This window comes from Thermomonas sp. (genome assembly GCF_041919455.1).
Taxonomy (GTDB): domain Bacteria; phylum Pseudomonadota; class Gammaproteobacteria; order Xanthomonadales; family Xanthomonadaceae; genus Thermomonas.
Genome location: NZ_JAYRTQ010000002.1, coordinates 192,411 through 218,409, shown reverse-complemented (window position 1 = coordinate 218,409; position 25,999 = coordinate 192,411). Strand labels below are relative to the sequence as shown.

General features: G+C 63.5%; 22 protein-coding genes and 1 pseudogene. 20 read left to right on the top strand and 3 right to left on the bottom strand.

Annotated elements, in window-relative coordinates:
• Positions 1–350 precede the first annotated feature (350 nt).
• The 16 genes and pseudogenes from ACE3T8_RS02255 to ACE3T8_RS02180 all read left to right on the top strand — a co-directional run.
• Positions 351–453 (top strand): annotated as a pseudogene (locus ACE3T8_RS02255) (prepilin-type N-terminal cleavage/methylation domain-containing protein); the annotation flags it as partial.
• A 438-nt stretch (positions 454–891) separates the two neighbouring features.
• Complete coding sequence (locus ACE3T8_RS02250; RefSeq protein WP_374606452.1) at positions 892–1,512, top strand: class I SAM-dependent methyltransferase; 621 nt, start codon at positions 892–894, stop codon at positions 1,510–1,512.
• Positions 1,505–3,442, top strand: a complete 1,938-nt coding sequence (locus ACE3T8_RS02245; RefSeq protein WP_374606451.1) for a sulfatase-like hydrolase/transferase — start codon at positions 1,505–1,507, stop codon at positions 3,440–3,442. The genes ACE3T8_RS02250 and ACE3T8_RS02245 overlap by 8 nt, the downstream gene beginning before the upstream one ends.
• A gap of 142 nt (positions 3,443–3,584) precedes the next feature.
• Positions 3,585–5,447, top strand: a complete 1,863-nt coding sequence (locus tag ACE3T8_RS02240; protein ID WP_374606449.1) for a hypothetical protein — start codon at positions 3,585–3,587, stop codon at positions 5,445–5,447.
• Positions 5,448–5,506: 59 nt separating this feature from the next.
• Complete coding sequence (rfbF, locus tag ACE3T8_RS02235; protein WP_374606448.1) at positions 5,507–6,277, top strand: glucose-1-phosphate cytidylyltransferase; 771 nt, start codon at positions 5,507–5,509, stop codon at positions 6,275–6,277.
• Complete coding sequence (gene rfbG / locus ACE3T8_RS02230) at positions 6,259–7,368, top strand: CDP-glucose 4,6-dehydratase (RefSeq protein ID WP_374606447.1); 1,110 nt, start codon at positions 6,259–6,261, stop codon at positions 7,366–7,368. The genes rfbF and rfbG overlap by 19 nt, the downstream gene beginning before the upstream one ends.
• Positions 7,356–7,916 (top strand): dTDP-4-dehydrorhamnose 3,5-epimerase family protein, encoded by a 561-nt coding sequence (locus ACE3T8_RS02225; protein WP_374606445.1) that lies wholly within the window; start codon positions 7,356–7,358, stop codon positions 7,914–7,916. The genes rfbG and ACE3T8_RS02225 overlap by 13 nt, the downstream gene beginning before the upstream one ends.
• Positions 7,913–9,136 carry a methyltransferase domain-containing protein gene (locus ACE3T8_RS02220; protein ID WP_374606444.1) on the top strand — a complete coding sequence of 408 codons (1,224 nt, stop codon included), beginning with the start codon at positions 7,913–7,915 and terminating at the stop codon, positions 9,134–9,136. The genes ACE3T8_RS02225 and ACE3T8_RS02220 overlap by 4 nt, the downstream gene beginning before the upstream one ends.
• The gene (locus ACE3T8_RS02215) at positions 9,133–10,260 is read left to right on the top strand and encodes a DegT/DnrJ/EryC1/StrS family aminotransferase (RefSeq protein ID WP_374606442.1); all 1,128 of its coding nucleotides are present in this window, start codon (positions 9,133–9,135) and stop codon (positions 10,258–10,260) included. The genes ACE3T8_RS02220 and ACE3T8_RS02215 overlap by 4 nt, the downstream gene beginning before the upstream one ends.
• Positions 10,260–11,105 carry a phytanoyl-CoA dioxygenase family protein gene (locus tag ACE3T8_RS02210; RefSeq protein ID WP_374606440.1) on the top strand — a complete coding sequence of 282 codons (846 nt, stop codon included), beginning with the start codon at positions 10,260–10,262 and terminating at the stop codon, positions 11,103–11,105. Before ACE3T8_RS02215 ends, ACE3T8_RS02210 begins: the two co-directional genes overlap by 1 nt.
• Positions 11,105–12,283: a class I SAM-dependent methyltransferase gene (locus ACE3T8_RS02205; RefSeq protein ID WP_374606439.1), complete on the top strand. Its 1,179-nt coding sequence runs from the start codon at positions 11,105–11,107 to the stop codon at positions 12,281–12,283. The genes ACE3T8_RS02210 and ACE3T8_RS02205 overlap by 1 nt, the downstream gene beginning before the upstream one ends.
• Positions 12,280–12,834 (top strand): GNAT family N-acetyltransferase, encoded by a 555-nt coding sequence (locus ACE3T8_RS02200; RefSeq protein WP_374606438.1) that lies wholly within the window; start codon positions 12,280–12,282, stop codon positions 12,832–12,834. The genes ACE3T8_RS02205 and ACE3T8_RS02200 overlap by 4 nt, the downstream gene beginning before the upstream one ends.
• Before the next feature lie 20 nt (positions 12,835–12,854).
• Positions 12,855–13,550 (top strand): WbqC family protein, encoded by a 696-nt coding sequence (locus ACE3T8_RS02195; protein ID WP_374606436.1) that lies wholly within the window; start codon positions 12,855–12,857, stop codon positions 13,548–13,550.
• Complete coding sequence (locus tag ACE3T8_RS02190; RefSeq protein WP_374606435.1) at positions 13,543–14,328, top strand: cephalosporin hydroxylase family protein; 786 nt, start codon at positions 13,543–13,545, stop codon at positions 14,326–14,328. The genes ACE3T8_RS02195 and ACE3T8_RS02190 overlap by 8 nt, the downstream gene beginning before the upstream one ends.
• A complete protein-coding gene (locus ACE3T8_RS02185; protein ID WP_374606433.1) occupies positions 14,318–15,211 on the top strand; it encodes a glycosyltransferase family 2 protein in 894 nt (297 codons plus the stop codon). The genes ACE3T8_RS02190 and ACE3T8_RS02185 overlap by 11 nt, the downstream gene beginning before the upstream one ends.
• A gap of 158 nt (positions 15,212–15,369) precedes the next feature.
• Positions 15,370–16,158 (top strand): hypothetical protein, encoded by a 789-nt coding sequence (locus ACE3T8_RS02180; protein WP_374606432.1) that lies wholly within the window; start codon positions 15,370–15,372, stop codon positions 16,156–16,158.
• A gap of 47 nt (positions 16,159–16,205) precedes the next feature.
• On the opposite strand, the gene ACE3T8_RS02175 is transcribed toward ACE3T8_RS02180, so the two are convergent.
• Entirely contained in the window at positions 16,206–17,069 is an 864-nt protein-coding gene (locus tag ACE3T8_RS02175; protein ID WP_374606431.1) for a glycosyltransferase family 2 protein, read from the bottom strand.
• Positions 17,070–17,270: 201 nt separating this feature from the next.
• On the opposite strand from ACE3T8_RS02175, the gene pilB reads away from it, so the two are divergent.
• From pilB to coaE, 4 genes are read left to right on the top strand one after another with little or no spacing between them, the layout of a single operon-like run.
• Positions 17,271–18,995, top strand: coding sequence for a type IV-A pilus assembly ATPase PilB (gene pilB / locus ACE3T8_RS02170; protein WP_374606429.1), 1,725 nt, complete (start codon positions 17,271–17,273; stop codon positions 18,993–18,995).
• A gap of 11 nt (positions 18,996–19,006) precedes the next feature.
• On the top strand, positions 19,007–20,275 hold the full coding sequence (locus tag ACE3T8_RS02165) for a type II secretion system F family protein (protein ID WP_374606428.1): 1,269 nt from the start codon (positions 19,007–19,009) through the stop codon (positions 20,273–20,275).
• Positions 20,276–20,306: 31 nt separating this feature from the next.
• Positions 20,307–21,170, top strand: a complete 864-nt coding sequence (locus ACE3T8_RS02160; RefSeq protein ID WP_374606426.1) for an A24 family peptidase — start codon at positions 20,307–20,309, stop codon at positions 21,168–21,170.
• Between the two features lie 33 nt (positions 21,171–21,203).
• Positions 21,204–21,812 (top strand): dephospho-CoA kinase, encoded by a 609-nt coding sequence (gene coaE / locus ACE3T8_RS02155; protein WP_374606425.1) that lies wholly within the window; start codon positions 21,204–21,206, stop codon positions 21,810–21,812.
• A 69-nt stretch (positions 21,813–21,881) separates the two neighbouring features.
• On the opposite strand, the gene ACE3T8_RS02150 is transcribed toward coaE, so the two are convergent.
• A complete protein-coding gene (locus tag ACE3T8_RS02150) occupies positions 21,882–22,832 on the bottom strand; it encodes a Nudix family hydrolase (protein WP_374606423.1) in 951 nt (316 codons plus the stop codon).
• Between the two features lie 180 nt (positions 22,833–23,012).
• Positions 23,013–25,739, bottom strand: coding sequence for a preprotein translocase subunit SecA (secA, locus tag ACE3T8_RS02145; protein WP_374606422.1), 2,727 nt, complete (start codon positions 25,737–25,739; stop codon positions 23,013–23,015).
• Positions 25,740–25,999 lie beyond the last annotated feature (260 nt).

Genomic DNA, 25,999 nt, shown 5'->3' with positions numbered 1-25,999 from the left:
ACAGATGCGCTCCAGTGACCCGTCAGGCGCCAACTCCACAACCAGCCAGCGACGCGCGCCACGAGCCTCGTGCCGCCAGCCCGATACTCGATAACCCGTCCAGCCACCAAGCTGAGCAATACAATCCCCGTCGGCCACGGCCGACCCCCGGTTTGTTGACTCGACAACTGCAAACTAACCGGGTCGGCCGTGCGCCTCTCCCTCAGATGGGAGAAGAACCTTTTTTTTGCTTTGGATTGGTCGGGGAACGCGACTGCGGTCACACAAAGACCTTCTCGCTGTTTCTCGCGAGCTTGCTGGCACGCCCCTTGCTGAAGACCTCTGTGGGACGTATCAACAGGAACTTTGCCATGGCTCGCAACGCACGTGGTTTCACATTGATCGAGTTGATGATCGTGGTGGCCATCATCGCCATCCTCGCGGCCATCGCGTTGCCTGCGTACAACAACTACCGGATTCGCACCGCCGAAGGCGCTTGCCAAATGGAGATGAAGAACTACGCAAATTTCGCGCTCGCAGCCTTGCAAGACAACGCCACGCCACCCATCGCACCGCGGCAAGCCTGCCGCTTGGCGGACGATGCAACTGCGATAGGTACCAACATTACCGGGACGCCTCAGTTGCCCGGAGCGCAAGTCACCACTTGCGACATGAATAACGCCAACTGCACGCTCTGAGTTCATCGCCACCCAGGACAAGAAGCTTCGCGCAGTGCAACTTCTTGCAGGCAGTTGACCTTGGTCCATGCGGCCATCCCTGGCAGTTGACCAATAGCAGCGGCTGGCACCCTGTTGCCACAGGTGTAGCGCAACACCCGCCGCTTGCACGCTACTGCGCATGCAAAGCGCTTGGTGCAGAATTGCATTCCTTCGCATCTTCGAACCGGCGCGCATGAGTGAAGTCTCCCGGCAGTCCGTCGTACGCACGTATGACCGCTATGCGCCGTATTACGACATGCTGTTCGGGCCCATCCAGCGCGCGGGCTGCAGGCAAATGGCTTCCGTCGTGGGTACGCTTGCACCCGCTCGCGTGCTTGAAGTTGGAGTGGGCACCGGACTAACAATCGGCCGCTATCCCGAAGCCGCGGCGCTGACCGGAATAGATCTTTGCCCACGCATGCTGGCACTCGCGAAGCAACGTGCGTCCGCACTGCCGCAGCGAGAGATCCACTTGGCACTGATGGACGCCGAGAGCCTCGATTTCGCCGACGGCAGTTTCGACTGCGTGACCGTTCCGTATGTCTTGTCGGTGACGCCAAACCCGGAGCGCCTGGTCGCGGAAATCCGCCGTGTGTGCCGCCCCGGAGGGCATATCGTGATCGTCAATCATTTCACGGGTAGCCGGTTCTGGCGGCCCATGGAGCGCATCGTGCGATCCCTTGCGGACCGGATCGGTTTCCGCTCCGATTTCGACTACGCGGACAATATCCTCCGGCACGACTGGACCGTGTTGTCCTCGAACTACACGAGTTTCGTGAGGCTGTACCGGCTGGTGGTCATTCGCAATGGCTGAGGCCATCCCTGCCCGCTGGCTCAGGAGCTTCTTTTTCGATCTGGGCGCCTGGCTGACCATTGCATTGCTGTTCCTTGCTGCCTACATCCTCTATTTCGGGAATCCCGGGTCGATCGCGCTCTCACACCTGTTCCTGCTGTTGGCGATCTGGGCCGGGGTGGTGGGATTGCGCGTGGTCTTCTGGGGGTTGTTCGGACGCCTCAGGATTGCACCTTACCTGTCGGCCACGATTGCCGTGCTGCCATGGATGCTGCTGGCGCTCTGGTATTGCGTGGCACTGGTCGGGTTGGTGTCATGGGGGCGCATCACCACCTGGCCGATCATCCGCACGTATGCAGGTCAGTCGCAGTTTCTACTTTCGACCCTTGGACTTCCCGTCTGGCTGGTTTGGGTGCCCGCAGTGGTTGCCGCGCTGGCAGTTTTTTTCCTGGGGCGCGCCAGCGGCATGCGGCCGGACTGGCCGAGTGTCCTGATCCGATCCAATGGCCGCAGCAAGGCGTTGTTGCTTGCAAGCCTGATGGCGTTGTTCCCGGTCGTGCTGTTCGGGACGATGTACAACACCGCACCACTCGATCGGGATGAGCCGATCCAGCTCAGCTTCTTCCCCACGCTGGCGGCCCTCAAGGAGAGCAACTACTTCTCTGCATCTCCCGCCGTCAACGCTGCCGAAGTCGAGGCGCGCCGCGCCTACAAGCCAGCCAACGATCCCAAGCCACGCAACGTGATACTGATCGTGGGTGATGCGTTGCGTGGCGATCGCATGGGTGCCAACGGGTATGGACGGTCGACCACCCCCTACCTCAGTTCGCTGCTGGCGTCGGGTAAAGCCGAATCGATGCCGCGCATGCGTGCCACCTGCTCGGAATCGGTGTGCGGCTACATGGCACTGGCGTCTTCGCGCCCAATCCAGGCCATGCCCGCCAAGGCGTTCACGCTGCATGAGGCGCTGAGACGCAACGGCTATGGAGTCCACCTGATATTCAGCGGCGACCACACGAATTTCTATGGTTTGCGCGAAATGTACGGGGCCGTGGACAGTTACTTCGACGGCAGCCAGCAGAGGTACAAGGGCGGAGGCGGCCTGGAGGTTGCGTTGCGCTACATGAACGACGATCAGCTCGTGCTGGATCGCCTGGACAAACTCCCAGATGCGGACGGCAAGCATCCGATCTTCTTGCAGATCGTGCTCATGTCGAGCCACGGATTGGGCTTGCGCAAGAAGGGGAGCGAACGCTTCAAACCCAGTCTCAGCTACTACCGCCTGTTCGGAAAAACCACCAATGGCGTCAGCCGCACGGAACTGGACGCCGCCGGCCGCTTCTACGACAACGGCGTCCTGCAGTTGGACGGCTATGTCGAACAGTTGATCGCGACCCTCGAGGCGAAGGGGTACCTGAAAGACGCATTGGTCGTGTTGACCGGCGACCATGGGGAGATGCTCGGCGAGCACGCGCTGATCGCGCATGGTGTCGGGGTCTACGAACCAGTCCTCGACGTCCCGTTGATGCTCGCCCGATTCGGTTACGCGGCACCGCCGCTAGCCCGGCATCGCATCGCGTCGCAGATCGACATCGCCCCGACGATCATGCGGGAACTCGGACTGCCGATTCCCGCGACGTGGCTCGGTGTTCCATTGCAATCCCCGGAGCGCAAGGGGCCGGTGTACTTCCAGCAAATCGCGGAAGCGGGCATGTACGCAGACGAGGGTGCCGGCGGCCTGTTCAAGTACTGGCGCGATTTCAGTACCGACCAGGAATACGTGTTCGATGTGGAACGTGATCCCGGCGAACTCCGCAACCTGGTTCGAAGCATCCCGCCTTCCCGACTGTCGAAATGGCGCCTGCAGGTCGCCCACGGTGGACTGCAGGTTGGCGTAGGGGGCCGGACGTCCATGAGGGAAAGCCAGACGCTCAGCGTGTCTGGAGATTGAGGCTGGATACCCAAATAACGATGCGGCAGCGCATGCCGCGGCTGGCTCGCCATCACGGTCAGGCGCTCGCCGATCGGGCACGGACGCGTTGCCGTCGCTGCTAGTATTGCGACTGCTTGCAGCTCAAGAAAGACTGGTCGCCATGCGCTCGCGCCACCGCTGGTTCCTGCTGTCCAGTCTGTTTTCCGCAGTGCTGGCAGCCCTGCTTTTCATTCCCGGGCTGTCTGGCGGTTTCGTTCTGGACGACGAGCCGAACATCGTCGCGAACTATGCGATCCACATGGAGACGCTGGATCCCATCGGCCTTTTGGTCGCAGCCTTCAGTCATCAGCCTGGCGGCGTCACCCGGATCCTGCCGACCGCCAGCTTTGCATTGGACTACTGGCGCGGCGGCGGGTTGGATCCTGCGGTGTTCAAAGCCACCAACATCGCCATACATGCACTGACCACGTTCGTTTTGGCCTGGCTGTTCCGCACACTGCTCCTCGCTACTGCCATACCAGCGGCCCGCGCACGACTTGCGGCGCCTGCGCTGGCGCTCGCATGGGCCATGCATCCGTTGCAGGTGTCCTCCGTGCTTTACGTGGTCCAGCGCATGCAGACCATGGCCACGCTGTTCCTGGTGCTTGCACTGCTCGCGTACCTGAAGGCCCGGCTCGCGCAGGTCGAAGGTCGCAAGAGCCGCAATCCCTGGTTGCTGGTCATGGGGTTCTGGCTGCTTGCCATCGGCTGCAAGGAAGACGCGATCCTGCTGCCCGCGTACACGCTTGCACTTGAACTGACCGTATTGCGCTTCCGCGCCGCCAGCCCCGCGCTGGCAGGCGCGCTGCGGCGGGGCTACCAGCTGATTGCCGCGATCGGCGCCGCCATCTTCCTGTTGGTGGTGGTGCCGCATTACTGGCAATGGAACGCTTACCCAAGCCGCGACTTTTCCAGCATCGAGCGACTGCTGACACAAGGGCGCGCGTTGACCATGTACCTGTGGGAGATCCTGCTTCCGCTGCCCCGGCACATGCCCTTCTACTACGACTGGCTGCAGCCATCGCGCGGATTGCTTGACCCGTGGACCACGCTGCCCGCATTGCTGCTGTTGTTCGGGCTACTCGCCAGTGCATGGCGGCTGCGCACGCGTCGCCCGTTGTTCGCCCTGGGCGTGATGCTGTTCTTCGCCGGCCATTTCGTTACCAGCAATGTATTGAACCTGGAGCTGGCCTTCGAGCATCGCAACCACTTCCCGTTGATCGGCATCGTGCTGGCCGCGGGCGACCTGCTGTCGCTTGCGGCACGACGCCTGCAGTTGCGTCCAGTGCCGGGGATTGCTGTGGTGACATTGCTATTGGTGCTGCTTGGCGGCGCCACCTGGAATCGCGCGACGAGCTGGAGCAGCCCGTTGGTGCTTGCGCGCACGAGTACCGAGCTGGCACCCCACTCCGCTCGCGCCTGGAACCTGCTGGGTCGGATCTACTTCGAGATGGGTGGTGCGTATGTGCCGGGCAACCACTATCTCGACGAGGCCATCGAGGCCTCCGCCAAGGGCGCTGAGAGCGCGCCGTACGCGACCAGCAACCTGACCAACCTGATTATCCTGAAAAGCCTGCAGGGTTCTGCTACCCGAACGGACTGGGACCGCTACCTTGCGCGCCTGCAGCAGGTGGTCATGGGGCATGAAAACCAGCTGGCGCTGCGAACCCTGATGAACAACTTCAGCCACGGCGTGGCCCTGGACGAAGACAGGGTTCTCGAGGCCATCGACATCATTGCCCGGCGCGGGAAGCTCCACCCTTCCGAATTTGCCACCATAGGGTACTTCATGCTCGACAAGACCCGACAACCCGACCGGGCCTATCCGTACTTCGCGCGATCCGTGCAGAACTCGGCCCAGGGCGACAGGCGCCAGGTGGAGATGATTGCCAACCTAAGGAAGAAGGGACGGATGGAATGGGCCGCCAAGCTGGAAGCGATGGCACGCAAGCAGCACGAATCAGTTGACCCTGGGAAAAAATGACAACCACCAAGGGCCCGTCAGGCGCACCCCGCGCCCTTCCCAGCAAAGGAAGCCTCGACATGAAAGCAGTCATCCTGGCGGGCGGACTTGGCACCCGGATCAGTGAAGAAACCGTGGTGCGACCCAAACCAATGATCGAGATCGGCGGAATGCCGGTCCTCTGGCACATCCTCAAGATCTATTCGCACCACGGCATCAACGACTTCGTCATCTGCCTTGGCTACAAGGGCTACATGATCAAGGAGTACTTTGCGAACTATTTTCTGCATATGTCGGACGTCACCTTCGACATGTCCACTAACCAGGTGGAAGTGCACCACAAGCACGCCGAGCCGTGGCGGGTCACCCTGGTCGACACCGGCAACGACACCCAGACGGGAGGCCGCCTCAAGCGCGTGGCCGACTATCTGGACGGTGACACCTTCTTTTTCACCTATGGCGATGGTCTGGCCGACATCGACATTCGTGCGGAGTTGGCCTTCCACCGTGAGAAAGGAACATTGGCGACGATGTGCGCTGCGCAACCGCCGGGCCGGTTCGGCGCAATCGACATCAAGGATCACCGGATCACCCGTTTCGAGGAAAAGCCGGCCGGCGACGGCAACTGGATCAATGGCGGGTTTTTCGTCCTCGAACCGCAGGCTCTCGACTACATCGAGGGCGACAGCTCGATCTGGGAGCGGGAGCCGCTGGAACGCCTGGCGAGGGACGAGCAACTGTCGGCCTACGCGCACCGGGGGTTCTGGCAGCCCATGGATACCCTGCGTGACAAACTGAAGCTCGAGGACCTCTGGCAATCCGGAAAGGCCCCATGGAAAGCATGGACCTGAACCTATTCGGAGACGTCTACGCCGGCAGACGCGTGCTAGTCACGGGTCATACCGGCTTCAAGGGCTCCTGGCTTGTGTTGTGGTTGCGTGCCCTGGGTGCCCAAGTGGCCGGGCTTGCACTCGACCCCGATACACGACCCTCGCACTGGCAGGCGCTGCAACTAGATGGCGTCAGCGATCACCGTGTCGACCTGAGGGATGCGGCGGCGGTTCGCGGTGTGTTGGCATTGCATCAACCCGAGATCATTTTCCATCTGGCTGCGCAGCCACTGGTGCGACGCAGCTACCGTGATCCTGCGGGCACGTTCACCAGCAACGTAATGGGGCTGGTGAACCTATTCGAGGCCGTCCGTGAGTCCCCTTCGGTGCGTGTGCTGGTTAACGCCACGACCGACAAGGTTTATTCCGAACTAAGCCGCCCCGGGGGCTATCGAGAAGCCGATCCGTTGGGCGGCCACGATCCCTACAGTACGTCCAAGGCCTGCGCCGAACTGGTGTCCGACTGCTATCGCAAGAGTTTTTTCGGTGCGACCGGCGCCGACGTGCGTATCGCAACTGCACGCGCCGGAAACGTGATCGGCGGGGGCGATTGGGCCGAGGACAGGCTGGTGCCCGACCTGGTGCGCGCCGTAAACGCCGGTGAGCCCCTCAGGGTGCGGAACCCGGCGGCCATCCGCCCCTGGCAACACGTGCTGGAGCCCCTGTCCGGGTACCTCCGCCTTGGCCAGTGCCTCTGGAACGATGCCGGAATTGCCGGTGCTTGGAACTTCGGCCCGGCGGCCGAGGGGGAAGTCAGCGTCCATTCGCTGGTTGAACGACTGGCGGCGCGCTGGGCGGCCTTTGGCGTCGAGGCCCTTGGCGTCGAGCCCGACGGGAAAGACCACGACCATGAGGCTGCCATCCTGCGGCTTGACTCGGGCAAGGCCCGCCTGCACCTGGCATGGCAACCGGTGTGGAACATCGATACCGCGCTCGCGAGAACTGCCGCATGGTACCGGGCCTTCCACGACGCCGGCGTGGTCAACACCGCGAGAGACCTCGCCGGCTACGTCGATGACGCCCGCCGCCTTGAAATGGGATGGACGTCGTGAACTGGCGGAGCACTCCGCTAGCGGGCGTATACGAAATCCAGCTCACGCCCAACGGCGACGCTCGCGGTCGCTTCACCCGTCTGTTCTGCGAACAGGAACTGGCGGCCATTCGCCCCGGCCTGCACTTCACCCAGATCAACCTGTCCGAGACCAGGGTGCGCGGTACCGTCCGCGGCCTGCATTATCAGGTACCACCGGCTGCGGAAGCCAAGCTGATCCGCTGCCTGCGCGGCCGTGTACATGACGTGGTCGTGGACTTGCGGACAGGCTCACCGACTTTCCTGCACTGGCAATGGGTAGAGCTCGCGGACGACAATGATCTGGCGCTCTTCATTCCGGAAGGCTTTGCGCACGGCTTTCAGACGCTGACAGACGAGGTCGACCTGCTCTACATGCATACCACGCCATGGACGCCTGCGAGTGAGCACGGCCTGCGCCATGATGATCCGCGCCTTGCCATAACCTGGCCGCTGCCGGTGGCAATGCTTTCGGAGCGCGACGGCGGCTATTCGTTGATCGACAGCGATTTCCGTGGAGTGCGCACATGAAGTGCCGTTTTTGCGCTGCGCCACTGCACTACGTGTTCCTGGACCTCGGCACCGCGCCGCCCTCCAATGCCTTCCTGCGCGCCGGGGACCTCGATGCCGCCGAGGCGTGGTTCCCCCTCAAGCTGCATGTGTGCGGCCAATGCCACCTGGTGCAGGTGGATGAAGTCCAGCGTCACGATGCGTTGTTTTCGGGAGACTACGTCTACTTCTCTTCGTACTCTCGCAGCTGGCTGGATCATGCCGAGCACTACGTTTCGAAGGCGGTGGACATACTGGGGCTGGGTCCAGGCAGTCTGGTCATGGAGATCGCCTCCAACGACGGCTACCTGCTGCAATACATCCAGGCGCGGGGCATTCCCTGCTTCGGCATCGAACCCACCGCGAGTACGGCGAAGGCTGCACGCGAGGTAGGCATCGAGACGCATGAACTTTTTTTCGGCAGGAACTCCGCCCTGGAATTGACGGTATCAAGGGGCAAGTCCAACCTGATCATCGCCAACAACGTTCTGGCTCACGTGCCAGACATCAATGATTTCGTCGCCGGGCTGGCCACCGCGCTTGCGCCTGGCGGCACCATAACGCTCGAGTTTCCGCACCTGTTGCAACTGGTGGCACAGCGGCAGTTCGACACCGTTTACCACGAGCATTTCTCCTACTTGTCCTTCCACACAACACAACACATCCTCGCGGCGCATGGTCTGCGCATCTGGGACGTAGAGGAACTTCCGACGCACGGCGGCTCCCTGCGCCTGTGGGCCTGCCACTCGGAAGCCACGCACGGTGAAACCCCGGCTGTCGCCGCGCTCCTGGAGACAGAGCGCACCAGAGGCATGCTGGAGATGTCCTACTACCAAGGCCTCCAGCCACTGGCCAATGCGATCAAGAACGATTTCCTCCGGTTCCTTCTCGACTGCAAACGCGCGGGCAAGCATGTCGCTGGCTACGGCGCCGCCGCCAAGGGCAACACCTTGCTCAATTACGCCGGCGTACGCCCGGACCTGCTGGATTACGTGGCCGATGCCTCGCCCCACAAGCAGGGCCGCTACCTGCCGGGTTCGCGCATCCCGGTCGTCGCCGAAGCGCGGATCCGTGAAACCCGTCCTGACTTCGTGGTGATCCTTCCCTGGAACCTGCGCGAGGAAATAACCGGGCAGCTTGCTTACATCAGCGGATGGGGCGGGAAGTTCGTGACGGCGATCCCGCACCTGGAAGTGTCATGACCACCTCAGCCCCCAATGGCCGCATCCATTACACCAAGCCATCGATAACGGACCTGGAGATTCGCTACGCAAACGACGCCGTGACCAACGGCTGGGGCGAGCGCTGCTACGAATACATCGAAAACTTCGAGCGGCAATTCAAGATGCATCTCGGCGTTCGCCACGCTATCGCCACCTCCAGCGCCACCGGCGCCCTGCACATGGGCATGGCTGGCCTTGGCATCGGCGCCGGCGACGAGGTGATCCTCGCCGACATCAACTGGATCGCCTCGGTCGCCCCCATCGTCCACCTTGGCGCAAAGCCCATTCTCGTGGATGTACTGCCCGACACCTGGTGCCTGGACCCGGCCGCCGTCGAAGCAGCGATTACGCCTCGAACCAAGGCAATCCTGGCCGTACACCTTTACGGCAACCTCTGCGACATGAAAGCCCTCACCGCCATCGCAGTGAAGCACGGCGTGCACCTTATCGAGGATGCCGCCGAAGCCATCGGCTCGATCTGGCACGGGCGGCGTGCAGGCTCGATGGGCGCGTTCGGCGCGTTCTCGTTCCACGGCACCAAGACCATCACCACTGGCGAAGGCGGCATTTTCGTAACCAACGACGATCTACTCTACGAACGCGTACTCACACTGTCGAACCACGGCCGGGCAAGGGGCGAAACCCGGCAATTCTGGCCGGAGCGCATCGGCTTCAAGTACAAGATGTCCAATGTGCAGGCAGCCATTGGCTGCGCTCAGATGGAACGCATCGAAGAACTGGTGGCGGGCAAGCGCCGTGTATTCCAGGCTTACTGGGACGCGCTTGGGCAATTGCCGCTTCGGATGAATCCGGAGCCCGTCGGTACAACCAATGGTTACTGGATGCCAACCATCGTCATTGAAGATTGCGTGCCCTTCGATCGGGAATCTCTTCTTTCCGCCTTCAAGCGCGACAGCATCGATGGCAGGGTGTTCTTCTGGCCTCTCTCCTGTCTGCCTTCATTCGCGCCACACCCGCAGCACACGGTGAGTCATTCACTATCCGAACGGGCAATCAATCTGCCCAGTTATCACGACCTCACGGGTTCGGAGATCATGCAAGTTGCCGGTCATGTGGCGCGACACCTTGGCGGGACACCGTGATGAATCCACCCCTTTCAGCCGACCAAGTCGAAGCGTTCCGGCTCGATGGCGTTCTGGTGGTGCCTGGCTTCTATGACTTGGTTACGCAAGTGCTGCCGATCCAGCGCGCTATCCACCATGTGATAGGCCAAGTGATGTTACGCCACGGCCTAGGCGATGATCGCGAGCTGTTCAGCGCGGGTCACTTCGACGATGGTTACTCCATGCTCATCGGCACCGATCGGTCGTGGGGCGGGGAGGTATACGATGCGGTCAAGCAGGTCCCGGCCTTCGTGCGGCTGCTCGCAGACCCGCGCCACGAACACATTTTCGCGCAGTTGCGCTCCGGCTCCGCGCCGGCCATCGCTGCCAACGGTTACGGCATCCGCATCGACAATCCCGCTGAAGACAGTTTCCGCGCCGGTTGGCATCAGGAGTACCCGGCGCAATTGCGGAGCCTCGATGGACTGGTCTTCTGGAGCCCACTGAGAGCGGTGACGGAAGAACTCGGTCCGGTGCGTTTCTGTCCCGGCTCACACACCGAGGGTCCGATCCCGGTACTGACCCAACCCGAACCGGGCGGCGACCGCAGCGGCGCATATGCATTGCGGCTAAAGGACGAGGCGCATGTGATTGGCCGCTACCCGCAACAGATCGCGCCACTCACCATGCCCGGCGACCTGGTGATCATCGACTTCCTCACGCTGCACGCATCCGGCTTTAACCGCAGCATGGGACCCCGCTGGTCCATGCAGTTCCGTTACTTCAACTTCAACGACCCGACCGGACGCGCGCATGGCTGGAAGGGCTCTTTTGCCGCTGGTGTTGATTTCCGCCGCATTCACCCCGAACTGTGCGCCGACTGATGACGACGTCCTTAGGCAACGCCTGCAACGTATGCCGCGGCCAGCTCGGCAACGTGCTTTACCGATCCGCCGACGGCCAATCACTGACCTCGCTGTGTCGCGTCCATTCGTCCACCACCGAAGTATTCGCTTGCAGGGGGTGCGGGCATCTGCAAACGCATGCGATCGAGAATGTCGACGCATTCTACGACCACGACTACGACATCCTAGTCGAGAGCGAGGAAGAGGATCAGATCTACGAGATGCGCGACGGTGCGCCGATATACCGCACCGAGCACCAGGTCCAGCTCCTGCGTGATGCGCTGGGTGATATCGCAACGCCGCTCTTGTTGCTCGACTATGGCTGCGCCAAGAGCTCCACCGTCAGGGCGTTATGCGCGGAGCAACCCCTTTTCATCCCGCACCTATACGACGTGAGCGCGCGCTACGAACCCTTCTGGGAGAGGTTCGCTCAGCGCGAGAACTGGGCAATCAAGCGCACACCCGCGACCTGGCAGGGGCGCTTCGATCTGGTCACATCGTTCTTCTCGCTCGAACACATCCCGACGGTCGGCGACACCCTGCGCCACATCGCATCGCTGATGAAGCCGGGCGGCCGCTTCTATGCCGTCGTACCCAACGTGCTGACGAACGTTGCCGACTTCGTGGTGATCGACCACTGCAACCACTTCACCCAGCCATCGCTAACGCAACTCCTGGCTGAGGCGGGGCTGATCGCGGAACGCATCGACGGCTCGGCGCACCGCGGCGCGTTCGTGCTCGTGGCGCGAAAGCCGGAAACTCGTCTGACCATCCCGATGGCGAAGGACCGGGCTATGATCGAGCGCACCTACACCGAACTTTCAAACATCGGCAACTTCTGGTGCGATGCTGCCGGACGCGTTCGCGAATTCGAGCGCAAGCTGCCGGAACAGGCGCAAGTGGCCATCTACGGCGCTGGATTCTATGGGGCATTCCTGCGTTCGAGCCTCGCCGATCCGGAACGCGTTGCATGCCACCTGGACAATAATCCATTCCTGCACGGGAAATCCTTCAACCAGAAACCGGTGCTGCCACCAGCCCATCTGCCTGCCGACCTTGGCTCGGTGTTGATAGGCCTCAATCCGGCTGACGCACATCGCATCGTCGCGGAGATCCCGGCATTGGCACGCCCCGACCTGGAACTGTTCTTCCTGTGATCGGCCCTCGGCTCGAAGGCGCCGGGGTGCGACTGCGCGGTTGGCAAGAAGCCGATTTACCGGCATTGTCGGTGCTGCGCAGCGACGTTGGCCTGCAGGCGATGTTGATGTCACGCGCCCGTCCGAATCCTGTCAGTCGCGTGCGCGAATGGCTTGAGGAGCGCACGGCTCAGGCCGATATGTTGCTGCTCGTGATTGCCGATCGAGACAACGATGCCGTACTCGGCTACATGCAAGCCGCTGCACTGGACAGGTCCCATGGTCATTGCGAACTCGGCATCTGCCTGTCGCCAGCAGCCCACGGTCGTGGCTTCGCCACCGAGGCGCTTGAACTGCTGTACGTGCATCTGCGAGACCACTACGGCCTGCGCAAGATCTGCTTGCGGGTACGCTGTGACAACGCTCGCGCGATCGCCTTCTACCACCGAGAAGGCTACGTCGAAGTGGGCCGCCTCGAGGGCCACTATCACGAGGACGAAGCCTGCATAGATGTGGTCCTGATGGAGCGTCTCCTGCCCGGGGCGACACTTGTGTCGGTTCCGCCAGCATGAGGATCGTGATTTCACAGCCTATGCTGTTCCCATGGGTCGGACAGCTCGAACAGGTGCGCCTGGCTGACATATACGTGCACTACACCGACGTGCAGTTCTCCAAGGGAAGCTTTGTCAACCGCGTCCAGATCAAGACCGCCAGTGGACCGTGCTGGATGACCGTGCCTCTTGCCGACCTGCGATTCGGGCAGCGTATCGATCAGGTTCGCGCTAGCGACAAGCGCCCTTGGCGCGACGAGCACTTGGCCTTGCTGGCCGATGCCTACGCAGATGCGCCGCACCTCGACGCCATGCTCGACATGGTGCGTGGCGTGTATGCGCGGGACTACGCCCATCTCGGCGCGCTGACGACAGCGTCTCTCCTGGCGCTGTGCAGATACTTCGGCCTCGACCGCCACTGTCGTTTCGTCGACATTGGCGAACTCGGGGTCTCCGGCACTGGCAGCGCGCGAGTGCTGGAGATCGTGCGTTCGCTCGGTGGCACCACCTACGTCACCGGCCACGGCGGCGCTAACTACCTGGACCATGCTGCATTCGACCGTTCGGGCATTGAAGTGGAGTACATGGACTACGCCAAGGTGCCCTATCCGCAATTGCATGGCGAGTTCACCTCCTTTGTATCCGCGTTGGACCTGGTTGCCAACGTGGGGTCACGCGGGGGCGAATACATGCGCCCGCGCACCATCTCCTGGAAGGACTTCCCCACCCATGATTGAAACCGAGCGATTTCAAGCTGAGGTTGCCGGCAACATCGCCGGTTTAAAGGCGGACACCGATGTGCAGGCCCTTTCGCGTATCTGGTTGCGCGAGATCACCCGACACAAGTACGCCTACAATTTTCGATGGCTTGGCCGGCCACTGATCCAGTTCCCGCAAGACATGGCTGCGTTGCAGGAGCTGATATGGGACGTGCGGCCAGACCTGATCATCGAAACCGGCATCGCCCACGGTGGGTCACTGATTCTCAGCGCTTCGCTGCTGGCGATGCTGGACTACTGCGAAGCTGCCGAGGCCGGGGCTGCGCTCGACCCGCGGGCGCCGAAGCGCAAGGTACTGGGTATCGACATAGACATCCGCCGCCACAACCGCGATGCGATCGAGGCCCATCCGATGGCGGCGCGCATCGAGATGATCGAAGGCTCGTCAATTGACCAGGACGTCGTGCGGCGCGTACGCGAACGCGCCGCCGGGCAGCGCGTGCTGGTGCTTCTGGATTCCAACCATACCCATGATCATGTACTCGCCGAGTTGGAGGCTTATGCGACGCTGGTCGGAGCAGGCGGCTATTGCGTGGTGTACGACACCTTGATCGAGGACATGCCAGACGACCTCATCCAGGAGCGGCCATGGGGCAGCGGAAACAACCCGAAGACTGCCGTGCGCGATTTCCTTTCCCGCAACCGGGGATTCGTGGTGAATGAGGATATCGAGGCCAAGCTGCTGATCACGGTTGCGCCGGGCGGCTATCTGAAGCGAGTAGACGATGGCGGCTGAGTGGGACCTTCCGCCAGCGAAATCCGACGGTCCATGTCCGCCGTTGGTGTCTGTCGGGCTGTTCGCATACAACGAGGCGCGCTTCTTGCGCGGGTCGCTTGAAAGTCTGTTCGCCCAGGATTACGCCAACCTAGAAATCATCATCTCTGATAACTGCTCGACGGACGACACCGAGGCAATCTGCAGGGAATATGCGCAACGCTACAAAAATATTCGTTACCAGCGTCAGTTGCACAACGTGGGATCTGCCGCCAACTCGATCCACGTACTGGCGCAGGCCACTGGCGAGTACTTCATGTGGGCTTCGGGACACGATGTCTGGTCACCGGCTCTGGTTTCGACTTGCGTCGCCCTGCTTGAAGGTCACCCTTCCGCTGCGCTGGCCTTCGGCACCGCCCACTGGATCGACGAAGATGGCCGCAGCTGGGACAAGAAGGAGTCCGGCTGGTACGACACCCGCGGAACCGACGCGATGCAACGTTTCTTCATGGCTTTCTGGGGGAACGCGCACCCCATCCTGGGCCTGATCCGCACCCGCTACCTGCGGGAGCTGCCCAAGATCCACGCCTGCGCGGGTGCCGATCAGATCGTGCTAGCGGAGCTGGCGCTGAAAGGGGACATTTTGCATGCTCCGGACGCAGTGTGGTGGCGTCGCCAGCCGCGCAAGCGCGAATCGTACGCAGAGCGCATCCGGCGCTATAGGAGCGCGGACTTTGGCCTTGCCCACAGCTGGCTGGACAGGAACTTGCCACTGCTGCGGCTGCCCCTTGAACAGGCGCGCGCGGTGCTACGAAGCCCGCTCGGCAGCGGCGAGAAGATCGCAATCCTGCTGGGGCTGATGCCGGCATTCCTGGTGCGCTACCTCGCGGGCCGCAAAGCCTGATGCGCGGGGGACCTCCCGTCCAGCACCCCTCGCCTGACGCAGCGCCAGCGCCCTCCCTTGCCCGCAGGGCGCTGCGCGTCGCCAAACTGCTGTTCACCCCTGCCGCATTCGCCTTCCTTATCTACTTCGCATGGGAAAGCCGCGAGTCGCTGCGCGGGGTGCTCGACAGCACCAACCCGCGGCAACTGCTAATCGCAGTGCTGCTTTGGTCGCTGATGCCGCTGCTGGCTCCGGTGTTCGCGCACGTGGTGTTCCGCGCATTGGGCCATCGTTTTTCCTGGCGACAGCTGGCCGCCATCCACATCGGCACGCTGCCGGCGCGCTACATCCCCGGCGGGATATGGCACACGGTCGGCAGGGCCGCCGCTTTCTCCGGACTAGGCGCACGAAGGCGCGATATCGCGATCTTTGTGCTGTTGGAGAACGCGCTTGCTATCGGCATGGCATTCGTCCTCAGCGGGCCGTTGATTGCACTGTATCGCGGGCTGGCGGGCTGGGGATTAATCGCCGCGGCGGCGGGAATTGGCGGTCTCCTGGGACTGATCGCCCTGCCATCGTTGCTCAGTCATCGGCAGGCGAGAATTCGCGAGAGCTTTTCCGCACTCGCCTACCTGTTGTGCGCTGGCGTCGTAGGTGTTTCCTGGTGCATCGGCGCCTCTGCATTTGTCGTATTCCTGACAGCCTTCCCCGATCTCGATCTGCATGTCGCTCCCTTTGAGGCGGGCGCCACTTACCTATTCGCCTGGGGCATGGGGTTCATTGCCATTTTTGCACCACAAGGCATCGGCGTATTCGAGGTGGTTGCGGGAGACATGATCGGCGGCCCTGGATCGATCAAGAGCGCTGCCGCGCTCTTGGCCGGGTTTCGACTAGTCATCTTGATGTCGGATGCGCTTGTCTGGATGGTGTACCGCGCAGGACGGCTATCCCTGCGCCACCCGCAGTGAACAGACGACTTCGTCGACTAGGAAGAGTGTGGCGCGATTGACCGAAGCTAGGTGCGCCCGTCGCCTTTCTGATACGTGAGGTTGGTGATCTGCTCAGACACCAAGCCGATCAGAAAAACGATGACCGACGCGCTGAACAGCAGCATGCTCATGTTGGTAAATCTGCCGGTTTCGTAGAAGGTCCATCCGTACCAGCCCATGCCGGCTACAAAGAAAATCGCCGCCGTCGGAACAAACAGCTTCAACGGCGAATACAGGCTTGCGATCTTGAAGATGATCAACAGGAAGCGGACACCATCCTTGAGCGGTCTGATATGACTGGACGCACCCACCCGCTTGCTCACCTCGACCGGCACATAGGCCACCGGGTAGGCGCTGCGGAAGAACGCCATGGTGCTGGTGGTGGGATAGCTGAAGCCGTTCGGCAGCAGGTGCAGGAATTCACGGAACTTGTCGGCGCGGACGGCGCGGAAGCCGGACGTCAGGTCGATCACCTCGTGCCCGGTCATCCAGCTGGCCAGGCGGTTGTAGAAGGCATTGGCGAGGCCGCGGTGGAAATTCGCCTGCCCGCTGGCGTCGCGCGCGCCCACCACCATGTCGTAACCCTCGCCCAACTTGGCGAGCAGGGCGGCAATATGCTCGGCACCGTGCTGGCCGTCGGCATCCATGAACACCACGACCTCGCCGCATGCCGCCCTTGCGCCTCGCTTGATGGCCGCGCCATTGCCCATCGAGTAGGGAGACGAAAGCACGCGCGCGCCGCCGGCGCTGGCGACGGCGGCGGTTTCGTCGGAGGAACCGTCGTCGACCACGATGATCTCGGCATCCGGGTAGGCAGAACGCAGCGCCGGCAAGGTGCGTCGCAGGCCTTCCGCTTCGTTTTTTGCCGGCAACACGATACTGATGGACATGGCGCCCTCCCCACGAAACCGTAGCCGGAATCAGGATGCAGTGGAAGGCATCCAGGCCCGCATTGCGGAGAACCGGGCGACTTGATGCCCCGATTGTGAGCGCCGACACGCAAGCGCTTCGATGCCCTGGCGGGGGTCGAGGTTCGCGCCACCACGGGTTTGCGGTAAAGTCGGCCAGCCGCTTGGGGAGAGCGTGTACCGATGAGCGCAGTCACATCCGCCAACCTGATGGGAATCACCGGCATCGCCCGGCGCCTGGTGCTGGACGGCGCGCTGGACGAGGCCGCTGCACGCAAGGCGATGGATGCCGCCACGGCAGAGAAGCAGCCGCTGGCTGCCTACCTGACCGAGCGCAGGCTGGTCACTCCCGCCGCCATCGCGGCCGCCAATTCCATCGAATTCGGCATGCCCCTGGTCGACGCGCTGGCCCTGGACGCCACGCAATCCGCCATCGCCCTGGTCAAGGAGGAGTTGCTGCGCAAGCACCAGGTCCTGCCGCTGTTCAAGCGCGGCGGCCGACTGTTCGTGGGCACCAGCGATCCCACCGACCACCAGGCGCTCGATGAGCTGAAGTTCCACACCAACCTGGCGGTGGAACCGATCCTGGTCGATGCGGACCGGATCAAGCGGTGCCTGGACCAATGGCTGGAAGTCGCCGAGGCGATGGCCGACGAGATGGCCGAATCCGAGGGACTGGAAGGCCTGGAGGTCAGTGGCGGCGATGACGACCTGAGCAACGACACCGGAATAGACGCCAAGGGCGAAGACACGCCGGTCGTCAAGTTCATCAACAAGGCGCTTGTCGACGCCATCCGCAAGGGCGCCAGCGACATCCACTTCGAACCCTACGAAACCGACTACCGGGTCCGCTTCCGCATCGATGGCATCCTCAAGCTGGCCAAGCGCGCGCCGGTCAAGCTGCACCAACGGATCGCCGCGCGCCTGAAGGTAATGGCGCAACTTGACATCGCCGAAAAGCGAATCCCCCAGGACGGCCGCATCAAGCTGAACCTGTCCAAGTCCAAGCAGATCGACTTCCGCGTCAGTACCCTGCCGACCCTGTTCGGCGAGAAGATCGTGCTGCGCATCCTGGATGGCAGCGCGGCCAAGCTGGGCATCGACAAGCTGGGCTATGAGCCGATCCAGCAGCAGTTGTTCATGGATGCGATCCACAAGCCCTACGGGATGGTGCTGGTCACCGGCCCCACCGGATCGGGCAAGACGGTCAGCCTCTACACGGCGCTGGGCATCCTGAACGACGAGACCCGCAACATCAGCACGGTGGAGGACCCGGTTGAAATCCGACTGCCGGGCGTCAACCAGGTGCAGCAGAACGTCAAGCGCGGCATGACCTTCGCCGCCGCGCTGCGCAGCTTCCTGCGCCAGGATCCGGACATCATCATGGTCGGCGAAATCCGCGACCTGGAGACCGCCGAGATCGCGGTCAAGGCCGCGCAAACCGGCCACATGGTCCTGTCGACCCTGCATACCAACGATGCACCGCAGACCATCGCACGCCTGATGAACATGGGGATCGCGCCCTACAACATCACCAGTTCGGTCAGTCTGGTCATCGCCCAGCGCCTGCTCCGGCGCCTGCACGACTGCAAGCGCGCGGTGCACCTGCCCGAGCATGCGCTGCTCGCAGAGGGATTCACGGCCGACGAAGTGCATGCCGGCATCACGGTTTTCGAAGCGGTGGGTTGCGAGGACTGCACGGAAGGTTATAAGGGACGAGCCGGCGTCTACCAGGTCATGCCGATGACCGACGAAATCCAGCAGATCGTGCTGGCCGGTGGTAATGTCCAGCAGATTACCGACGCATCGCTGCGAAGCGGCGTCCGCGACCTGCGGCGTTCGGCGTTGGACAAGGTGAAACAGGGGATCACCAGTCTCATCGAGATCAACCGCGTCACCAAGGATTGAGGGAAGCCGCCATGTCCGCACGCAGAGCCGCCATCAGCAAGGCCAGGACCCAGGCCGAGTCACGCCGCCTGAATCCCATGGTTGAATTCGTCTGGCAGGGCCGCGACAAGCGCGGCGTGGTGATGAAGGGCGAACAGACCGCCAAGAACGCCAACCTGCTGCGCGCCGAACTGCGCAAGCAGGGCATCACCCCGACTGTGGTCAAGCCCAAGCCGAAGCCGCTGTTCGGTGGTGGGGCGACCAAGATCAAGCCGCGCGACATCGCCATCTTCAGCCGCCAACTGGCGACCATGATGAAGTCTGGTGTGCCGATCGTGATGGCGCTGGAGATCATCGGCAGCGGCAGCAAGAACCCGGCGATGAAGAAGATGGTCACCGGGATCCGCAACGACATCGAGGGCGGCGCCTCCATTTACGAAGCGCTGTGTCAGTACCCGGTGCAGTTCGACGAGCTCTACCGCAACCTGGTCCGCGCCGGCGAATCCTCCGGCGTGCTGGAAACCGTGCTGGAGACCATCGCGGTCTACAAGGAAAACATCGAGTCGATCAAGGGAAAGATCAAGAAGGCCCTGTTCTATCCTGCTGCCGTGATCGCGGTCGCCATCATCGTCTGCGGCGTGCTGATGGTCTTCGTGGTTCCCACCTTCAAGGAAACCTTCGTCAGCTTCGGTGCCGACCTGCCGGCCTTCACCTCGCTGGTGTTCGGCATTTCAGACCAGTTCGTCAAATGGTGGTGGCTGATCGCGATCATCGCCGCCGGCGCATTCGCTGCCTTCATGTTCTTCTACAAGCGGTCGGTGCCGCTGCAGCACTTCATCGATCGGATGATGTTGAAGCTGCCGGTGATCGGCAAGGTGCTGCATGACTCCTCGATCGCCCGCTTCGCCCGCACCCTGGCCGTCACCTTCAAGGCCGGCGTACCGCTGGTGGAAGCGCTGGACAACGTGGCCGGCGCCACCGGCAACACGGTCTACAGCAAGGCAGTATTGCGGATGAAGGAAGACGTGGCGGTGGGTTACCCGGTCAACATGGCGATGAAGCAGGTCAACCTGTTCCCGCACATGGTGGTGCAGATGACCGCCATCGGTGAAGAGGCGGGCGCGTTGGACGCGATGCTGTTCAAGGTCGCGGAGTTCTACGAGGAAGAGGTGAAGAATGCGGTGGATGCGCTGTCCAGCCTGATCGAACCGATGGTGATGGTCATCATCGGCGGCCTGGTCGGTTCGATCGTGATCGCGATGTACCTGCCGATCTTCAAGCTCGCCATGACGGTCATGTAATCCGCCCAACACACAGGCGCACGGCAACTCGATGGCATTCCTCGATTCGCACCCCGGCCTCGGCTACCCCGCCGTGGCCGGCCTCGGCCTGCTGGTCGGCAGTTTCCTCAACGTCGTGATCCTGCGCCTGCCGCGTCGGCTGGAATGGGAATGGAAGCGCGACGCCCGCGAGATCCTCGAGGAACCCGAACTCTACGACCCGCCTCCACCGGGGATCGTGGTCGAGCGTTCGCACTGCCCGCACTGCGGCCACCAGTTGTCGTGGTACGAGAACATCCCGCTGCTGAGCTGGCTGGCGCTCGGCGGCAAGTGCCGCGGCTGCAAGGCGCCGATCTCCATCCAGTATCCGCTGGTCGAATTGCTGACCGCGCTGCTGTTCGTGGCCTGCGTGTGGCGCTTCGGTTTCGGCTGGAAGGGGTTCGGCGCGATGCTGCTGACCGGCTTCCTGATCTCGCTGTCCGGCATCGATTTCCGCACCCGGCTACTGCCCGACCAATTGACCCTGCCCCTGCTGTGGCTGGGCCTGGTGGCCTCTGTGGAGAATCTTTACATCGGCCAGAAGGCCGCCTTGCTGGGCGCGATGGCGGGCTACGTCAGCCTGTGGTCGGTGTACTGGGTGTTCAAGCAACTCACCGGCAAGGAAGGCATGGGCCACGGCGACTTCAAGCTGCTGGCGGCACTGGGCGCATGGTGCGGACTGGCCGGCGTGCTGCCCACGATCCTGCTGTCCTCGCTGGTCGGTGCCGTGGTCGGCTCGATCTGGCTGGCCGCGAAGGGCCGCGACAAGGCGACGCCCATTCCGTTCGGCCCGTACCTGGCCATCGCCGGCTGGATCAGTTTCATGTGGGGCAAGGATCTGGTGGGCATGTACATGCGCTTCGCGGGCCTGGCCTGAGCCTCGACTCGCTTTGCTGCCAGACGGCATCCCATGAGTGAATTCATCGTCGCAATCACCGGTGGCGTAGCCTCGGGCAAGAGCACCGTCGATGCCTTGTTCCGAACACGTGGCGTCGTGGTGGCCGATGCCGACATCGCCGCACGCGACGCCGTGGCCCCCGGCAGCGATGGACTGGCCGAAGTCGTGGCGGAATTCGGCACCGGCGTGCTCGACGCGACCGGGCAACTCGACCGCCCGGCGATGCGCCGTCGCGTGTTCGCCGATGCCGATGCGCGCAAGCGGCTCGAAGCCATCATCCACCCACGCGTGCGCGAGGCCTTGCGCGACCTGTGCCGGGCCGCGACCGGCGCGTATGCGATCGCCTCGATCCCGCTGCTCGCGGAGGGCGGCGGCCGCGAGGCCTATCCGTGGCTGCAGCGGATCCTGGTGGTGGACGTGCCGGACGCCGTGCAACTGGCGCGCCTGCTGCAGCGCGATGCGATCGACGAAGACTTGGCCCGGACGATGATCGCGGCGCAGGCGAGCCGGCAGCAGCGGCTGGCGATCGCCGACGACGTGCTGGTCAATGGCGGCGCGCTCGACGCCTTGCCGTCGCAGGTCGAGGCGCTGGATCGGTTTTACCGCGTATTGGCCACGTAGGGGCGGCTCGCCGTGCCTGCCCTATTTCTCACCGTTTTTCGGAGAGCGGGCAGGCACAGGGGCCTGCCCCTACGGATTCCATAATCCCCGGATCGCGGCGATGCCCTGCGCGCCATGCCCACGCGCATCGGCGATCTCCGACGACGTCATGCCGCCGATCGCGTAGATCGGCAAGGACACCTGTTCGCGCAATGCCGCAAAGGCCTTCCAGCCAATGCCCGATTGACCTGGATGCGAGGCCGTCGCCTGCACCGGGCCGAGCACGAGGAAGGTACACCCCAGCAGCTCGGCCCGCCTCAGGTCCCCTGCGTCGTGGCAGGACGCGGCGATGGCATGCCCGGCGGCTCGCAACGCCTCCAGCGAGGGGACAAGTGCAGCGTCGTGCAACTGGGCAGAGCGCAGGTGCACGCCGACGCCCAACTGCCCGGCCAACGCGATATCGCCATTGAGCAGCACTTCGGCCCCGGCGCGACGACAAGCCCCCACGGCACGTCCGGCGAGGACGACCCACCGCCGGGCATCCGCACCCGGCGCTCGCAGTTGGACACGCTGCACGCCCCGTCCCAGGACAGCCACCAGCGATGCCAGCCAGGCTTCGTCATCATCGGCCGGTGCGGGCGTGACCAGATAGCGATCCGGCTGGGTCAACGCGGCGACTACCGGCACATCCGCGGGTGGCATCGGGTATCCGGCCAGACCTCCGAGCGGCGCCCAGGCAAGCGCCTGTCCGTCCAGTCCCTCGGGTTCGCCCTCGAACTCGACATGGCGTACATCCAGGACCAATCGCTTGCCGGGGTACTGTTGGGGGACGCGGATCACCGACTCGCCGACCTTGGCCCGGATGCCGAGTTCCTCGCGCAGTTCGCGAACCAGCGCGACGTCGGGCGACTCACCCGCTTCGACCTTGCCGCCGGGGAATTCCCACAGGCCCGCGAGGTCGCGACCCTCGGTGCGGCTGGCCAGCAGGATGTGCCCGCGCGCATCGCGGAGGACGCCGGCGACAACGTGGATCTGCTTCATGGAGACAACCACGCCCCGGTGCAGTGACCAGTGCCGATGATGTTGGATCGACCAAGCCCCCCTTGGTAAGGGGGGCGCGCCGGCGGCGCGGGGGATCGGAGGTGCGCCCCGACGGGCCCCAATGCCGCGCAGCGGCTTGGGGGCACCGCCTGACTCGGCAGGCGGTGCACGGGCAGCTTGCTACGCAAGCTGTCCGTGGCAGTGCTTGAACTTCTTGCCGCTGCCGCAGGGGCAGGGATCGTTGCGGCCGACCCGATTGAATTCCTCGCCATAGGCCTGCGGCTGCTGCGCGACCTGCACGGCGGCGGCTTCCTCGTCGGCGCCGAGGCCGCCCATGTCCGGATGCTGGAACTGCATCTGCCTGGCCACGGCCTCGGCGCGCGCGCGCTCCTCGGCCTCGGCGGCCGCGACTTCGGCCTCGTCGCGGACGCGGATCCGCGCGAGCAGGCTGACCACTTCGCGCTTCACCTTCTCCAGCAGTTCGGAGAACAGCTCGAACGCTTCCTTCTTGTATTCCTGCTTCGGCTGCTTCTGCGCGTAACCGCGCAGGTGGATGCCCTGGCGCAGGTAATCCATGCGCCCCAGGTGTTCCTTCCAGTTCTGGTCGAGCACGTTGAGCATCACGTGCTTCTCGAGCATGCGCATGGTCTCGCTGCCGACTTGCGCTTCCTTGCCCGCGAACAGTTCGTCCACCGAGGCCTGCACCTTGGCCAGCACCTGCGACGCATCCAGCTCGTCCTGCTCCTGGTGCATGCGCACCAGCGGCAGCTGCAGCGCGAACTCGCTCGCCAGCTCGGCTTCCAGGCCCGGCAGGTCCCATTGGTCGTCGACCGAATCGGCCGGCACGAAGCGCTCCACCAGGTCGGTCACCACGTCGCCGCGGATGCCGTCGATGTTGGCCTTGACGCTCTCCGCCTCCAGCAACTCGTCGCGCTGGCCGTAGATCACCTTGCGCTGGTCGTTGTTGACGTCATCGAAGTCCAGCAGGTTCTTGCGGATGTCGAAGTTGTGCGCCTCGACCTTGCGCTGCGCATTGGCGATCTGCTTGGTGACCAGCGGCGACTCGATGATGTCGTCTTCCTTCAGGCCCATCCGCGCCATCACCTTCTGCACCCAGTCGGCGGCGAAGATGCGCATCAGGTTGTCTTCCAGCGACAGGTAGAAGCGGGACGAACCCGGATCGCCCTGGCGGCCGGAGCGGCCGCGCAGCTGGTTGTCGATGCGGCGGCTTTCGTGGCGCTCGGTGCCGACGATGTGCAGGCCGCCGGCGGCCTTGACCGCATCGTGGCGGACCTGCCATGCAGCCTTGAGGCGATCCTTCTCCGCCTGCGGCGCGTCTTCGCCGAGCGCGGCGAGTTCGGCTTCCAGCGAACCGCCCAGCACGATGTCGGTGCCGCGGCCGGCCATGTTGGTGGCGATGGTCACCGCACCCGGCGCACCGGCGTTGGCGACGATGTGCGCTTCGCGCTCGTGCTGCTTGGCGTTCAACACTTCGTGGGCGATGCCGGCCTCGTTGAGGGCATTACTGAGCAGCTCCGACACCTCGATCGAGGTGGTGCCGACCAGCACCGGCTGGCCCTTCGCGGCGCATTCCTTGATCTCGTTGGCCACCGCGCGGTACTTGCCGGCGCGGTTGAGGAAGACCAGGTCGGAATGGTCCTTGCGGATCATCGGCCGATGGGTGGGGATCACCACCACTTCCAGGCCATAGATGTTCTGGAATTCGTAGGCCTCGGTGTCCGCGGTGCCGGTCATGCCGGACAGCTTGTTGTACATGCGGAACAGGTTCTGGAAGGTCACCGACGCCAGCGTCTGGTTCTCGCGCTGCACCGCCACGCCTTCCTTCGCCTCGACCGCCTGGTGCAGGCCGTCGGACCAGCGCCGGCCCGGCAGGGTGCGGCCGGTGAATTCGTCGACGATCACCACCTCGCCGTCGCGGACGATGTAATCCACGTCGCGCTGGTAGATGGCGTGCGCGCGCATCGCCGCATTGAGGTGGTGGACCACGTGGATGTTCTGCGGCGCGTACAGGCTTTCGTCCTCGGCCAGGATGCCGGCGCGGCGCAGCAGGCTTTCCGCGTGCTCCTGGCCGGCTTCGGACATGTGCACCTGCTTGGCCTTCTCGTCCACCCAGAAGTCGCCGATCGCGTCTTCCTTTTCCTGCCGCGTCAGGCTCGGCACGATCTGGTTGACCCGCACGTAGAGTTCCGGCGATTCGTCGGCCGGGCCGGAGATGATCAGCGGGGTGCGCGCCTCGTCGATCAGGATCGAGTCCACTTCGTCGACGATCGCGTAGTTCAGGCCGCGCTGGAAACGGTCCTCCTTCGCCAGCGCCATGTTGTCGCGCAGGTAGTCGAAGCCGAATTCGTTGTTGGTGCCGTAGGTGATGTCGCAGGCATAGGCCGCGCCTTTGTCCGAATGCGGCATGCCGGGGAACACCACACCCACGCTCAGGCCCAGCCAGTTGTAGAGCTTGCCCATCTGGGCGGCGTCGCGGCGGGCGAGGTAGTCGTTGACGGTGACGACGTGGACGCCCTTGCCTTCCAGCGCATTGAGGTACACCGCCAGGGTCGCGGTCAGGGTCTTGCCCTCGCCGGTGCGCATTTCGGCGATCTTGCCGCCGTGCAGGACCATGCCGCCGATCAGCTGGACGTCGAAGTGGCGCATGCCGAACACGCGGACGGAGGCCTCGCGGCAGACCGCGAACGCTTCCGGCAGCAGCTTGTCCAGCGACTCGCCCTTGCCGCTGCGTGCCTTGAACTCCTCGGTCTTCGCTTTCAGCGCGTCGTCGGACAGCGCCTGCATCTGCGGCTCCAGCGCATTGATCTTCTTGACGATCCCGGACAGTTGCTTGAGCAGGCGTTCATTGCGGCTGCCGAAGACACTGGTGAGCAGGTTGTTGAGCATGGGGCGACGAATCCGGGTCGGGGATGCGCGCGCGGTCGCGCGGCGGCATCGGTGGGCCATCGGGGATGGCGTATCAGCGGGCGAAACGACAAAAACGGGCGCATTGCGCCCGTTTCGCAGTCCGCTAGTGTAGCTGGAGGCACCGGCAGGCGTTATCAAGCCGATGTCCACCCCGCTTCAAGCGGGGCGCCGGGACGGGGCAAACAGGCGATGCCCCCTCCCCGCACGTCCAGGCCGCAAGGCGGATGGACGGACGGGAA